The sequence below is a fragment of the Syntrophomonas erecta subsp. sporosyntropha genome, from assembly GCF_055395365.1.
Map to the genome: position 1 here is coordinate 2,031,483 of NZ_AP042459.1, position 14,093 is coordinate 2,045,575.

General features: G+C 43.5%; 17 protein-coding genes. All 17 read left to right on the top strand.

The window, feature by feature from the left end:
- The first annotated feature begins 5 nt into the window (after positions 1 to 5).
- Positions 6 to 725 (top strand): segregation and condensation protein A, encoded by a 720-nt coding sequence (locus ACZ5Q0_RS09845; protein ID WP_446818191.1) that lies wholly within the window; start codon positions 6 to 8, stop codon positions 723 to 725.
- A gap of 1 nt (position 726) precedes the next feature.
- Positions 727 to 1,239, top strand: a complete 513-nt coding sequence (scpB, locus tag ACZ5Q0_RS09850) for an SMC-Scp complex subunit ScpB (protein ID WP_446818190.1) — start codon at positions 727 to 729, stop codon at positions 1,237 to 1,239.
- A 3-nt stretch (positions 1,240 to 1,242) separates the two neighbouring features.
- Positions 1,243 to 1,809 carry a DnaJ family domain-containing protein gene (locus ACZ5Q0_RS09855; RefSeq protein WP_446818189.1) on the top strand — a complete coding sequence of 189 codons (567 nt, stop codon included), beginning with the start codon at positions 1,243 to 1,245 and terminating at the stop codon, positions 1,807 to 1,809.
- Between the two features lie 48 nt (positions 1,810 to 1,857).
- Entirely contained in the window at positions 1,858 to 2,571 is a 714-nt protein-coding gene (locus ACZ5Q0_RS09860; protein ID WP_446818188.1) for a DUF2953 domain-containing protein, read from the top strand.
- Positions 2,483 to 2,911 (top strand): GerW family sporulation protein, encoded by a 429-nt coding sequence (gene ytfJ / locus ACZ5Q0_RS09865; RefSeq protein WP_446818187.1) that lies wholly within the window; start codon positions 2,483 to 2,485, stop codon positions 2,909 to 2,911. The genes ACZ5Q0_RS09860 and ytfJ overlap by 89 nt, the downstream gene beginning before the upstream one ends.
- Before the next feature lie 101 nt (positions 2,912 to 3,012).
- A complete protein-coding gene (locus ACZ5Q0_RS09870) occupies positions 3,013 to 3,606 on the top strand; it encodes a nucleoside recognition domain-containing protein (RefSeq protein ID WP_446818186.1) in 594 nt (197 codons plus the stop codon).
- 1 nt (position 3,607) lies between these two features.
- Positions 3,608 to 4,144, top strand: coding sequence for a spore maturation protein (locus ACZ5Q0_RS09875; RefSeq protein ID WP_446818185.1), 537 nt, complete (start codon positions 3,608 to 3,610; stop codon positions 4,142 to 4,144).
- A 271-nt stretch (positions 4,145 to 4,415) separates the two neighbouring features.
- Complete coding sequence (gene ftcD / locus ACZ5Q0_RS09880; protein ID WP_446818184.1) at positions 4,416 to 5,318, top strand: glutamate formimidoyltransferase; 903 nt, start codon at positions 4,416 to 4,418, stop codon at positions 5,316 to 5,318.
- Positions 5,319 to 5,328: 10 nt separating this feature from the next.
- Entirely contained in the window at positions 5,329 to 5,958 is a 630-nt protein-coding gene (locus ACZ5Q0_RS09885; protein WP_446818182.1) for a cyclodeaminase/cyclohydrolase family protein, read from the top strand.
- 180 nt (positions 5,959 to 6,138) lie between these two features.
- Positions 6,139 to 6,516: a GrdX family protein gene (locus ACZ5Q0_RS09890; protein ID WP_446818180.1), complete on the top strand. Its 378-nt coding sequence runs from the start codon at positions 6,139 to 6,141 to the stop codon at positions 6,514 to 6,516.
- A gap of 17 nt (positions 6,517 to 6,533) precedes the next feature.
- Positions 6,534 to 7,751 carry a thioredoxin-disulfide reductase gene (gene trxB / locus ACZ5Q0_RS09895; RefSeq protein ID WP_446818178.1) on the top strand — a complete coding sequence of 406 codons (1,218 nt, stop codon included), beginning with the start codon at positions 6,534 to 6,536 and terminating at the stop codon, positions 7,749 to 7,751.
- A 32-nt stretch (positions 7,752 to 7,783) separates the two neighbouring features.
- Positions 7,784 to 8,104 carry a thioredoxin TrxA gene (gene trxA, locus ACZ5Q0_RS09900; protein ID WP_446820775.1) on the top strand — a complete coding sequence of 107 codons (321 nt, stop codon included), beginning with the start codon at positions 7,784 to 7,786 and terminating at the stop codon, positions 8,102 to 8,104.
- A 15-nt stretch (positions 8,105 to 8,119) separates the two neighbouring features.
- On the top strand, positions 8,120 to 9,403 hold the full coding sequence (locus ACZ5Q0_RS09905) for a glycine/sarcosine/betaine reductase component B subunit (RefSeq protein WP_446818176.1): 1,284 nt from the start codon (positions 8,120 to 8,122) through the stop codon (positions 9,401 to 9,403).
- 25 nt (positions 9,404 to 9,428) lie between these two features.
- On the top strand, positions 9,429 to 9,899 hold the full coding sequence (grdA, locus tag ACZ5Q0_RS09910; protein WP_446818174.1) for a glycine/sarcosine/betaine reductase complex selenoprotein A: 471 nt from the start codon (positions 9,429 to 9,431) through the stop codon (positions 9,897 to 9,899).
- A 24-nt stretch (positions 9,900 to 9,923) separates the two neighbouring features.
- The gene (gene grdB / locus ACZ5Q0_RS09915; protein WP_446818172.1) at positions 9,924 to 11,231 is read left to right on the top strand and encodes a glycine reductase complex selenoprotein B; all 1,308 of its coding nucleotides are present in this window, start codon (positions 9,924 to 9,926) and stop codon (positions 11,229 to 11,231) included.
- A gap of 90 nt (positions 11,232 to 11,321) precedes the next feature.
- On the top strand, positions 11,322 to 12,869 hold the full coding sequence (gene grdC / locus ACZ5Q0_RS09920) for a glycine/sarcosine/betaine reductase complex component C subunit beta (RefSeq protein ID WP_446818170.1): 1,548 nt from the start codon (positions 11,322 to 11,324) through the stop codon (positions 12,867 to 12,869).
- 4 nt (positions 12,870 to 12,873) lie between these two features.
- Positions 12,874 to 14,016: a glycine/sarcosine/betaine reductase complex component C subunit alpha gene (gene grdD / locus ACZ5Q0_RS09925; protein WP_446818169.1), complete on the top strand. Its 1,143-nt coding sequence runs from the start codon at positions 12,874 to 12,876 to the stop codon at positions 14,014 to 14,016.
- Positions 14,017 to 14,093 lie beyond the last annotated feature (77 nt).

Consider the following 14,093-nt stretch of genomic DNA (forward strand, 5'->3'; position numbering starts at 1 on the left):
AGGTCATGTCTTATGTGGTTGACCTGGAAGAATTTCATGGGCCTCTGGATTTACTGCTCTATTTAATCGAGAAAAACGAGATCGACATTTATGATATTCCTATTGCAGTAATTGCCGACCAATATATAGAATATCTGAACCGTACCGGTGATTTTAACCTGGATCGCATGGGCGATTTTTTGGTGATGGCCTCCTACCTTTTAAATATAAAGTCTCGTATGCTGTTACCCCGGCCGCCCCAATTGGCTGAAGATGAAGAAGATACCCAGACTGACCCTCGTGATGAGTTGGTAAAAAAGCTGCTTGACTATAAGAAATATAAAGAGGCCGCAGGAATATTTAAAGAAATGGAAGTCGGTAGTCTGCCCCGGGTATATTATCGTCCGGCTACCCCTGGTCAGGTGAGTGAGCACTTAGTGGCAGATACCCGAAGCCTGGTTAGGGCCTACCGGGACATACTGCGGCGTCTTTCATCGGAGCATCCCTCTTATAAGGTACCGGCAGGGGATGTAAACGTAGGGGATAAGATAGAGGAGATTTTACGTGCTTTGCAGGATGCAGGCCAAGAGGGGATATGTTTTCAAGACCTATTTGCGGAAGCCGGCAGCCGGAGAGAAGTTTTGGCCTTGTTTCTGGCCTTGTTGGAATTAATTCGCATGCAAAAAGCCCTGGCGGTACAGGAGAGTTTGTTTGCCAATATTCATGTTTATATGCGGGTGGATTAAAATGTTAATGCGCGAAGAAATTAAAGCGGCGGTGGAAGCCTTATTATTTATCCGCGGTGAAATAGTGACTGCAGATGAGCTGGTGGAAATATTAGATATCCCCCTGCCCGATTTGAAATTGATCATGCAGGAGCTCATCCTGGAGTATAATCAACATAAACGGGGTATTCAAATTGTACCTGTAGATCAGGGTTATCTAATGTGTACCCGGCCCGAATATGCCGACCTTTTATCCCGGTCCAAAAAGGTTGTACATCGCAGGCTTTCGCAGGCGGCCCTGGAAACCCTGGCAGTAATAGCATATCAGCAGCCTATAACTAGAGCGGAGATTGAACGGGTGCGGGGGGTAAAAGTTGATAAAGTAATAAATAATCTGTTGGAAAAGGGACTCATTGAGGAACGCGGGTATAAAGAAGCAGTAGGCAAACCAGTTATTTATGGAACTAGTCCGGAATTTTTGCGCGTATTTGGGTTAACCAGTTTAAAAGACCTGCCGGATATAGAGGGGGCATAGCAGGTGAAAGAAAAGTCTCTGGAAGAAGAAATAAAAATCAAAGCCCAGCAGTCACGAAAACTGGCGCGTTATATGAGCAGCACTCAAGATTTAGTAGAGAGGCAGATTGAAAAGGCCCAAAAGGAAGGGAAATTTAATAGTTTGCCAGGGGCCGGACAGCCTCTTAATTTACAGGAAAATCCTTTTGAACCACCTGAATTGCGCATGATGTTTAAAATTCTTAAAGATAATGATTTTGCACCTTATTGGATTGAATTAGGTAAGGAAATAGATGCTGCTCTGGATAAACTTTGGAGTGATGTTGATTACTTTGCCCGCTATACCAGCATTTTTTACCGGGAAAGACGTAATACCCAGGCCTATAAACGCTATGAAAAGAAACGGGCTCATTTTTATTTTGAAAGTCGTCTAAGGCTGGAAGAAATAAATAAAAAGATACTTGATTATAATCTGCATTGCCCTACTTACCAAGTAGGGCGGGCTAATATTACCGTTGACGATGAAATGTATCGGGTAATATCAATAATTGAAAAGGCTATAGATGAGGCCGGCACAACGGAAAGTGAATAAGCAAGTTAGCTGCATGGTAATAATAACCTTTATAAGGAGAAATATGCCATGCAGTTTTTTTATATATTTTTTGCCATTATAATCATCCTGTTTTTCATATTATGGTGGTGGCAGGCTAAATGGGAATTTAGAAGCGAGTTTAAGAGTCAGGGTGATAGCGGGCAACTGGTGATAATAATTGAAGTATATTTTACTAAACTAATAAAAAGAGAATATAGATATGTGTATAACCAACTACCGTTAAATTTTAACGGTTTACTAACTATGTCAGAAATAGATGCCACAAGTTCTCAATCCGATATAGTAAATACTAGTTATAGCCGGGATCATCCCGGGGCTATGGAACTGTTAGCTAATTTTAGGCGGGCTTATCGAAGGACTAAGCGGGTGTTGCGGCATCTGGTAATAGAAACCCTGGAATGGCGCACAAATGTGGGGATGGCAAATGCCATGGAAACGGCACTGGTCAGTGGTAGTTTATGGGCGGTAAAGGGGACCGCAATCAGTTGGCTAAGCTCATACAGCCCTATCGAAAAAATCAAACTTTTAGTAGAACCTGATTTTTCTAACCGCCGGCTGAGTAGTCAAATAAACTGTATAGCCAGAATGAGGATGGTGCATATTATCCTAGTAGGACCATATATACTTGCTAAGGCAATCAGGGGGTATTTAAATGGAATCACAACAGGCAAATGGAAGTCATCCCATCGAAGGTCTTATGAAGACGGCCATGCAAAGCATAAAGGAAATGGTGGATGTTAATACGGTAGTCGGTGATGCAGTAGAAACTAATGATGGGTCGGTAATTATCCCTATTTCCCAGGTAGCATGTGGTTTTGCTGCCGGCGGCGGGGAATATGAATTATCAGATCCTAATAAAAAACCAGGCACGCCATTTGCAGGCGGGAGCGGTGCCGGAGTATCGGTAAAGCCAGTAGGTTTTTTGGTAGTGCGGATGAATGATGTGCGTTTAATATCAGTAAACGGAAATCCTCTGGCAGAAAGAGTAGTTGATCTGGCTCCGCAGATAATGGATAAACTGGATAGTCTTATGCAAAAAAAGGCCCAGAAGAAAAAAGTAACCGAAGAATATGAAATATAAGCGAAAACAGCCATCTGGAACAGTCCCACAGTAGAGGGCTGTTCTAATTTTTTGTGCATAATCATACCCTTCAACAAAGGTTTTATGGGTGGGGGATGAGTGTGCTTAATTTTATTTGGCTTTTTTTACTGGCTTCTGGGGTGGTTGTAGCCGCCCTTAATGGAAATGTGGAAATAGTTACTGAGGCAGCTTTAGGTGCTGCCCGAGGAGCTGTAGAAGTATGTTTTGACTTAATTGGGGTTATGGCCTTATGGTTGGGAATAATGCGGATCGCTGAAAAAGGCGGACTAGTAAGAGCTATCGCCAACTTGATGCGTCCTCTGATGGTAAGGCTTTTTCCCAGTGTACCTCCTGATCATCCTGCTATGGGAGCCATAATATTAAATTTAAGTGCTAATATGCTGGGGCTGGGCAATGCCGCTACTCCTTTTGGCATGAAGGCTATGCGGGAACTACAGAACCTTAATAAAGATGGTGATGAAGCTTCAACGGCTATGTGTACCTTTTTAGCTCTAAACACTTCTTGTATTACCCTCATACCGGCTACCATGATTGGTGTCCGCCTGTCTTTTGGGTCTAGCAATCCAACCGAAATAGTTGGCCCCTGTATATTTGCTACTGCGATAGCCATGATCATCGCCGTTTCCCTTGACTACTGGTTCCGAACCTACAGCCGTTGGGGAGGGAGCAGGTAAAATGCTTTATTCCCTGTTGACTTTAATTTCCAAATGGGCCATACCCTCTCTTCTTTTGGTAATACCTGTATATGGGTATCTTAAAAAGGTACCAGTTTATGAAAGCTTTGTGGAGGGGGCTGAAGAAGGGTTTACCACGGCTGTGAAAATTATTCCATTTCTGGTAGGGATGATGGTGGCTATTTCAGTTTTCCGGGCATCTGGGGCCATGGATTATCTATCCCAGGTGCTTAATCCTATTACTTCAGCTTTGGGGGCACCTTCTGAAGTACTTCCCTTAGCACTTATGCGGCCTCTTTCCGGCAGTGGGGTGCTGGGTATGGCAACGGAGTTAATGAGGATTTATGGGCCCGATTCTTTTATAGGGCGGGTGGCATCTGTGATGCAGGGTACTACTGATACCACTTTTTTTGTGCTCACCGTTTATTTTGGGTCAGTAGGTATAAAAAAATACCGCTACTGTATTGCAACTGGTTTAACTGCTGATATCACCGGGTTTATCGCTTCTCTTTACATATGTAACCTCTTATTCCGCTAAGGAAGCAAAAGGACTGCCCCTTTGCTTCCTGAGTTTCGGTTTTAGTGCATAAAAGGGATTTTTAAAGAGAAAATAAGGCTATATAAATGATGAAATAAAATTTATAATTTTTAATGCGGATGAGGGCCCTTTATGTAAATACCCCCAAATATGGTAAATGAAATAGTGGTACGGCCGGTTGCTCTCATGGATAAAGAAGGATAATATAGAAAAGGGATTATGTTTTTCCTGTGATCCCTTTTACCTGAAATTCTGGAAGGAGGACAACTTGTTGTCGAATTTTATCCATGCAGTACCTAATTTCAGTGAAGGCCGTCGTAAAGAGGTGATCGAGGCCATTACTGATCAACTTCGGAATGTCGATGGTGTAAAGTTGATTGATCATTACCCAGATCCCGATTTTAACCGTACGGTTATTGAAGTTATCGGTAAACCGGAACCACTAAAAGAGGCACTGCTAAATATGGCCGGCAAAGCTTATGAGTTGATTGATATGAATGAACAGCAGGGTGACCATCCCCGTATAGGGGCGGTTGATACTATACCTGTTTTCCCTCTGGCTAATATTAGTCTGGAGGAATGTGTGAAATTTGCGGAGGAATTAGGCCAGGAAATTTATGATCGCTATGAAGTTCCAGTATATTTTAGCGGGGAAAATGCCCGTAATGAACACCGTAAGAGTCTGGATTTTATCCGTAAAGGTCAATATGAGGGGCTAAAAGAGCTAATAACTAGGCCGGAACGGGTTCCGGATATAGGCAAGCCTGCTCTACATCCTACGGCAGGAGCAACTATAGTAAGTTCAGCCAGTTATGGGTTGGTAGCCTTCAATGTAATTTTAGGGACTAGTGATTTAAGTATAGCTAAGAATATTGCCATGGCAGTTAGAGGACCTAGTGGTGGCTTTAGTACAGTTCGTTCTATTGGTTTGTTTTTTGAAGAAAGAGCCCAGGTGGCTGTTTCAATGAATATGCTTGATATTAAAAAAACTCCTATTTACCGTGCGTTCAATTTGATTGAAAATGAGGCCCGACGCTATGGTGTACCAGTAGTTGGGACCCAGATTATCGGTGCTCTTCCCCAGGAGGCTCTGATTAGTTGTGCAGAGTATTATCTTCGTTTAGAAAACTTTAACCGTGATCAGATTATTGAAAACCACCTAGTGGGGATATAGGAGGTTACCAGTGCAGGTCGAAAAAACGATTCAAAAATTTATGGCTGATCTAGCTTCAAATTTACCTGCTCCAGGTGGTGGAGGTGTTGCCGCCATATCCGGAGCTTTAGGTGCTGGTCTAGTTGCTATGGTTTGTCATCTGACTATTGGGAAAAAAGGATATGAACAATCGTGGGCAGACTTAAAGGTCAGTTTAGCGGAGAGTGATAAACTTCGCCAGCGGCTTCTGGAACTGGTAGATGAAGATGCCCAGGCTTTTACCAGGGTACTAGAAGCCTTTAAGATGCCTAAGGAAAATCCCGGTGAACAGGAAAAACGGGCTGCAGCTATTCAGTCTGCTTACCGCATAGCAGCGGACGTGCCTTTTGATATTGCCAGTCAATGTTGTCAGGTTCTTAAACTGGCCTTTCCCTTAGTGGACCAGGCTAATGTTAATGCTATAAGTGATATTGGAGTAGCCGCTTATACAGCTTATGCGGGAGTGGAAAGTGCCATTATGAATGTAAATATAAATTTACCTTCCATTAAGGATGAAGAATATGTTAAATTAAGAACTTTGCAATTGGAGAAGATATTAACTGAAGCAGCTGATTTAAGAGACCAAATATCTCAACAGGTAAATAAAAAATTAGGCAGGTAAAAAGATTCTATTACTTATCAAGCCCGGATCAATATTAAAATGAGTCGGTTACTATTTGATAATAGGGCTCAAATAACGGGATGTTAGTTTTTCGGGGATGTAAATTAATTAACAGAGGAGAAGGATTATCCTTTTTCTCTGTTTTTTTATTCCTAATTTTATTAAAGGAGGAGCCTGGCATTGAAGCGGGGAGAAATTTTGGTCATAACCAACAACCTAATGGTTAAAAATATGAGTGATATTAAAGTGTCCTTTATAGATGGTGATGGCAGGGAGGTACTATACCAGACTCTAAATAAGGTGGCCGGTGGGCACCGGTTATTATCACATCCTCTGGCAGGAAGCCTTAAGCCTGATCAGAATCCATTCAAATCAATCCTGGTAAGTCAGGAAAAAGGTCAGGTTAACCAGAGTGAGATAGCAGTATTGCATAGAAGTCTAGAAAAGATGGAAAACATGGTGGAAGGGGGATGCAGGATTAACAAAAAACCTATTTATAAAGATTTACAGGTTATTGATCAAAGTCTGTTAGCCAGTGCCCTGGAAGCATTTATATAAGAGGTGGGTGAATGTAGATGGATAATGTATACGATCTTTTAATACTAGGTGGCGGGCCGGCTGGCCTGGCAGCGGGGGTATATGGTGCCCGGGCGCGGATGAAGACGGCCATTATTGAGAAGGGAAGACCTGGGGGACAGGCTGCTACTACTGAGGAATTGGAGAATTACCCTGGTTTTAGGAAAGGAACTACCGGACCTGGTTTGACCCAGGCTATGGCTGACCATGCCCTGGAATTTGGGGCTGAATTTATCAAGGATACCATTATGTCATTAGATCTTTTTTCATCTCCTCGCAAAGTGGTAGGCAGAAAAGGAGAATATTGCGGTAAAGCAATTATTTATGCCCTGGGAGCTGAGCCCCGCATGTTAAGAGTGGAGGGTGAAGGCAGGTTAAGGGGTAAAGGGGTATCTTATTGTGCTACCTGTGATGCGGATTTGTTTGAGGAACTGGATGTACTGGTAGTTGGTAGCGGGGATGCAGCTATTGAGGAAGCTGAATACCTGACTAAATTTGCGGAGCAGGTTACGGTGGTAGTTATTCATGATGAAGGTAAGGTAGATGCCAATCGTGTGTCGGCTGAACGAGCCTTTAAGAACCCTAAACTAAAATGGATATGGAATTCCACCGTTAAAAGTATTAACGGTGATGAGCTAGTCGAAAGCGTTACTCTTAAAAATATTAAGACCGGGGAGGAATTTAGTTATCCTGCCAATGGGATTTTTATTTATATAGGAACTACGCCTATTACCGGCCAGATAGAAGGGCAGGTTAAATTAAATGATCAGGGGTATATTATTACGGATGAAAAAATGGCTACCAGTGCCGAAGGGGTATTTGCGGCTGGAGATGTAAGGGTCAAGTATCTTCGCCAGGTGATTACGGCTGCTGCTGATGGGGCTATTGCTGCTGTAGCTGCAGAGAAGTATGTTCATGAAACCGAGATATGGGATAAAGAGGTACTCAAAGCCGAACAACCAGTTTTGGTAGCTTATTATGATCCTACCGATATGGCCGGAACAGAAAAAATCGGGGTAGTAGATCAATTTGTCCGGGAGCACCAGGACAGATTATCACTAGTTAAAGTAGATGCTACCCGTAATGAATTAGTGGAGCGGCGGTATGGTATTGATCGGAATAAATTACCCCTTATGCATTTGTTTGTTAAAGGAGAGCTACAAGGTGTCTCTCATGAAATAAGTGTAGAAAATCTCCGGGAATTAACCAGGATATGAACGGATATGAAAGGAGTTGAGCCGAAATAATGATGGTTGAAGTTGATAAAGATAATTTTGAGCAGGAGGTTATCAGTGCGTCTGGTGTAGTAATGGTAGATTGGTGGGGGCCAAAATGTGAGCGTTGCATGGAGTTGATGCCCCATGTAGAGGAACTGGCCCAAAAGTATGGTGATAAAATTAAGTTTTGTTCAGTTAATACTTCCGGTAACCGTAGGTTGGCCATCGGGCAAAAGGTGTTGGGGTTACCGGCCATTCTTTTTTATAAAAATGGGGAAAAGATAGACGAAATATCAGGTCAGGAGATCATGCCGGAAGATATAGAGGAAAAAATTAAAAAGCATGCTGATTAGATTGGAGGGATTATAATGCGCCTTGAATTAGGATACCTTCATGTTAAAGATGTCCAGTTTGGTGATCGCACCGAGTACAAACAAGGTGTTGTATATGTTAATAAAACTGAATTACTGCAACAATTGGTTGATGAACGTTTAGATCTAGTAGATGCGCAAATAGTAAGACCGGGTGATAAGGTCCGGATCTGTCCGGTTAAAGATGTGTTGGAACCCAGGGTTAAAGTATCTGGTTGCGGGCAGGTGTTTCCTAGTTATTTCGGTAATACGGAAATGGTGGGAGAAGGACGTACTCATGTTTTAAAAGGAATGACGGTTTTAACGGTAGGGAAAATTGTAGGCTTTCAGGAAGGGATTATTGACATGAGTGGCCCAGGAGCTGATTATACCCCCTTTTCCCGTACTATAAATCTAATATTGACCTGTGACAAGGTAGAAGGACTTAAACAGCATGAACATGAAGATGCGGTCCGTCATGCCGGTCTAAAGGCAACGCGCTATATTGCTGAGGCAGCCCGCTCTGTAAAACCTGATCAGGTGCAGGTTTTTGAAACGAGCCCCATTCCGGAGCAGATTAAGATGTACCCGGATTTACCTAAAGTAGCCTATGTTTACATGCTTCAAACCCAGGGGCTTTTACACGATACCTACCTGTATGGGATAGATGTTAAAAAGATCCTGCCCACCTTTTTATATCCCACCGAAGTAATGGATGGAGCTATTATCAGTGGCAATTGTGTTTCGGCCTGTGACAAAAATACCAGCTATCACCATATGAATAATCCCATTATCTATGATTTGTATGAACGGCATGGTAAAGAACTTAATTTTATCGGGGTGGTAGCAACTAATGAAAATGTAACCTTGTTAGATAAAGAACGAAGTTCTAATTTCTGTGCCAAACTGGTGCAAAGCCTGGGTGTAGACGGGGTAATCATTAGTGAGGAGGGATTCGGAAATCCGGATGCCGATTTGATTATGAATTGTAAAAAGATTGAGGCTTTAGGTATTAAAACCGTATTGGTTACTGATGAGTATGCGGGTCGGGATGGTGCTTCCCAATCCCTGGCTGATGGTGACAAGGCCGCTGATGCAGTGGTGAGTGCCGGTAATGCTAACCAGATTATTGTTTTGCCTCCCATGGATAAGGTGGTGGGATATCCAGAGGCAGTTAATGTTATTGCAGGGGGCTTTGATGGAGCCCTGGCTGAGGATGGTTCGATTACGGTAGAGATTCAGGCTATAACAGGGGCCACCAATGAATTGGGATTTAACCCCATGGGTGCAGTTGGTTTATAAATAAATAATGAAAGGATGATATGAAATGGACAAGAGTTTTTTTGCCAATAAAAAGATTTGTGTCCTGGGAGACCGGGATGGTATTCCTGGGCCGGCTATTGCCGAATGTATGAAAACGGTAGGGGGAGACATTCTATTTACCAGTACGGAATGTTTTGTATGAACTGCTGCTGGGGCCATGGATATGGCCAATCAGGGGCGTATTAAAGAAACGGCGGAAAAGTATGGATCTGATAATGTAGTAGTTATTCTGGGAGGAGCTGAGGCTGAATCAGCCGGTTTAACTGCAGAGACGGTTATGATGGGTGATCCTACCTATGCCGGGCCGCTTACCAACGTCGAACTGGGATTACCTGTGTTCCATATTTTCGAAATTAAAGATTTAATTGATCCCCAGGTCTATGAAGACCAGATTAGTATGATGGAAATGGTTCTGGATGTAGATGAAATTAAGGCGGAAATGGATAATATCAGGCGGCAGTATCAGGAACGTTAAAAATAGGGAAAGGAAGGGGAAGATATGCCAGGAATTCGGGTAGTTCATTATCTAAACCAGTTTTTTGGTCAGATTGGGGGAGAGGAAAAAGCTGATCAAACTCCCCTGAAAAAAGAGGGAGCAGTAGGTCCAGGAACAGCTTTTCAAGGTGCCTGGGGGGACGATCTAAAGATTGTGGGTACCGTAATTTGTGGTGATACTTATTTTAATGAAAATTTGGACGTGGCCACTGATCAGGTTATTGAGATGGTGGCTAGTTTTAAACCTGATCTGCTAGTTGCCGGACCGGCCTTTAATGCAGGACGTTATGGTATGGCCTGTGGTGCAATATGTAAGTCGGTTAGTGAGCGGCTAAATATTCCGGTGCTAACCGGGATGTATGAAGAAAATCCCGGTGCTGATATGTTTAAAAAAGATGTTTATATAGTGCGGACAGGTAATTCTGCTGCTCAGATGAGAAAAGCTATTCCGATTATGGCCCGCCTGGCGAAAAAGCTGGCCTACCATCAGGAGATCGGAAGTCCAGATGATGAAGGTTATTTACCCCGTGGAATCCGCCAAAATGTGTTCCATGAAAAACGGGGATCGGCTCGGGCGGTGGAAATGCTAATTAAAAAGATAAAGGGTCAGGAATTTAAAACGGAATATCCTATGCCGGTTTTTGATCGGGTCACACCCCGGCCGGCTATTGCCGATATTAGCCGGGCCAAAATAGCCCTGGTCACTTCCGGGGGAATAGTTCCCCATGGTAATCCTGACCATATAGAATCATCTAGTGCGTCTAAGTTTGGACGCTATGATATAACTGGTGTTAATGATTTAACTAGTGATCAATATGAAACTGCTCATGGGGGATATGATCCGGTTTATGCTAATGAAGATCCTGACCGGATATTGCCGGTTGATGTCCTGCGCCAGCTGGAAAAAGAAGGGGTTATCGGCAGCCTGCATAATATTTATTACGCTACAGTAGGCAATGGTACTTCGGTGGCCAATGCGAAAAAATATGCCCGGGCCATTGGGGAAGAGTTAAAAAAGGAAAATATTGACGGGATTATCCTTACCTCGACCTGAGGAACATGTACTCGTTGCGGTGCAACGATGATCAAAGAGCTGGAAGAAGTAGTGGATGTGCCGGCAGTACATGTATGTACGGTAGTGCCTATATCTTTAACGGTAGGGGCTAACCGTATAGCCCCGGCCGTAGCTATTCCTCATCCTTTAGGCAATCCCCACATCAGTCATCAGGAAGAGCTGGCCCTGCGCCGGTCAATTGTGGAAAAATCGCTGCAGGCTTTGGCTGCTAATGTGTCTGAGCAGACTGTATTCTAAAGGTTTTTAAAAACTCTTATAATTAAGGCTCCTTAAAAAGAAGCATTTACTTGACGGGAGGGAAACCATTTATAAAGGAGGGCCCCATAGGTGAGTTTTCCAGTGATCAGAGCAGCGAGCTATATCTTGGTTCATGCTCCTAATATTATGCTTGAACATGGTACTACCCTGACTATGGAACGAATGAAAAATCCTGAATCTGATTATTTAAAGGCCCTGCCCACTCAGGTTCGCTCTTTTGCCGAGGCGGTTAACTATCCTCCTAACCAGGTTTATATAGGAAATATCGGTGTTAATCAACTGGCTCAATTATCGTCCCCCTGGTATAAAAACGGGGTTGATGGTAATAAACAGGGCAGATTTGGCGAGATTGTAGAAGAATCAGAATTTTACGGGGTCATGAAAATAGTAGACAGTTTTAATCTGGTTGAATTGACCGGGGAGTTTGCGGCCGCTATTAAAGAAAAATTAACTCAGGGGAATATGTTTAATGAAAAACAGTTATCAATGCTGGATAAATTCCGGGAAGCGGCTGAAGTGAAAAACTTGGTAGCTTCCGGTCGGGCGGAAGGTTTTTACCTGGATGGGGAACTGGTAGGTTGTGTGCGGGAAGCCCATGAAACTGATCCTAATCTGGCTGCTCATGTAGTATTTGAAAATCTGGTATCCAAAGCTTCTGCCGTTATAGCCCTTAAGAATTTGCTGCTGAAAAACAATCTGTCTGGTTCAGAAATTGATTATATTATTGAAACCTCGGAAGAGGCTATTGGGGATATGAATCAGCGTGGTGGCGGGAACCTGGCCAAAGCCATTGGTGAAATTGGTGGTTGTGATAACGCTACCGGTGTTGATATGCGTGCCTTTTGCGCCGGGCCTGCCCATGGTATTCTCAATGCTGCTGCTCTAGTACAGGCAGGGATTTTTAAGAATGTGGCGGTTTTAGCCGGTGGATCTTCTGCCAAGTTGGGAATGAACAGCCGCGATCATGTAAACAAAGGGATGCCGGTTCTGGAAGACGTGGTAGGTGGATATGCCCTGCTTATAAGTGAGAATGATGGGCACAGTCCGGTAATACGGACTGACATTTTGGGTAAGCACAAAATATCTTCCGGTTCATCACCCCAGGCAGTGATTCAGGCCATTGTAGTAGATCCTTTAGAAAAAAACAACCTTAAAATTACGGATATTGATGTATACGCTCCTGAATTGCAAAATCCGGAAATAACTGTACCAGCCGGGGCAGGTGATGTACCACTGGCTAACTATAAAATGATTGGGGCTATGGCAGTAAAACGCGGGGAAATTGCCAAAACAGACCTGGTAGATTTTACGCAAAAACATGGGGTGATAGGTTTTGCTCCTACCCAGGGACATATCCCTTCAGGAGTTCCTCTGGTGGGGCATATTATGGAAATGATGCAGGCCGGAGAAATACAAAGGGCCATGATTATTGGTAAGGGTAGTCTGTTTTTGGGAAGAATGACCGATCTTTTTGATGGGGTCAGTTTCATTATAGAAAAAAATGCAGGTACAGCAGTACAAGCCGAACCGGTCTGGGATGATGAAGTAAAACAACAGATTAGAAATATGATAGCTGAGGCCCTGGAAGATGCGGCTGAAAAGCTGGGTAGGAGGTGATCTGGTGAGTGATTACCGGCAATTAACCAGGGAGGTATTTTTAGAAACTGCCCAGGTACTAAAAACCGGTCTAACCAGTCTACCTATCCGGATTGGCTTAACAACTTTAGGTACGGAAGTGGAGATAAAAGATCTAATTAAAGGAGCCCAAATAGCTATGAGCCGGGATCCGGGGTTGGAGGTAGTAATAATAGGACCGGATAATGGCGAAAGTGAATTAAAAAATTATCCCTTACAAAAAGAAGATGAGGTTCATGAGCTTTTAGAAAAGCTGCTCGATAATGGCGATTTAAATGGGGTAGTTACTATGCATTATCCCTTTCCGATAGGTGTTTCTACGGTAGGTAAAGTAATTACCCCGGCCCGGGGCAAACCTATGTATATTGCTACTACTACCGGCACATCCCATGTTAATCGAATTCAGGCTATGGTTAAAAATGCGGTATATGGAGTAGCGGTAGCTAAAGCTGATGGAGTTCAAAATCCCCGGGTTGGTATTCTAAATGTTGAAGGGGCCCGGCAGGTGGAAAGACATCTTTTAGCTATGCAATCTCGGGGTTACCAGTTTCAATGGGGGGAATCCCAAAGGATTGACGGTGGACCTATCCTGCGGGGAAATGATTTAATTATGGGCAGTGTAGATGTAGTGGTTACCGATACCCTTACCGGTAATATCCTTATGAAACTATTTAGTTCCTACACCAGTGGAGGGGATTATGAAGTGGTCGGCAGTGGTTATGGACCAGGGGTAGGGGAGAATTTTGAACGGCTGATTTGTATTCTTTCTCGGGCTTCCGGTACTCCAGTAGTGACAGGTGCCATTGAATTTTGTGCCTCAGTAAGCCGGGGCCGGCTTAACATGGTTAAAAATCAGGAATTTAAACAGGCTTACCAGGCAGGATGGCAAATAGAAGTGCAGCAACGTCCGGCCAACGCTGATCAAGAAGTAGCAGCACCTCCTGCAAAACCAACTGATACTCAGATATCAGGAATTGATATCCTGCAAATGGAGGATGCGGTAAAGGTTTTGTGGAAACATAGTATATATGCAGCCAGTGGCATGGGATGCACCGGCCCGGTAATTATGGTATCAGCTGAGGATAAACAGCTGGCTGTGGCCATCCTTGAGGAAAACCAGTATTTATAAATGGCGGCATCGAAGGCCAATAGCATTTAAGGTGCATTTTATGACAGTAGTAGCTCAAAAAAAGACCCTTGCTTTAG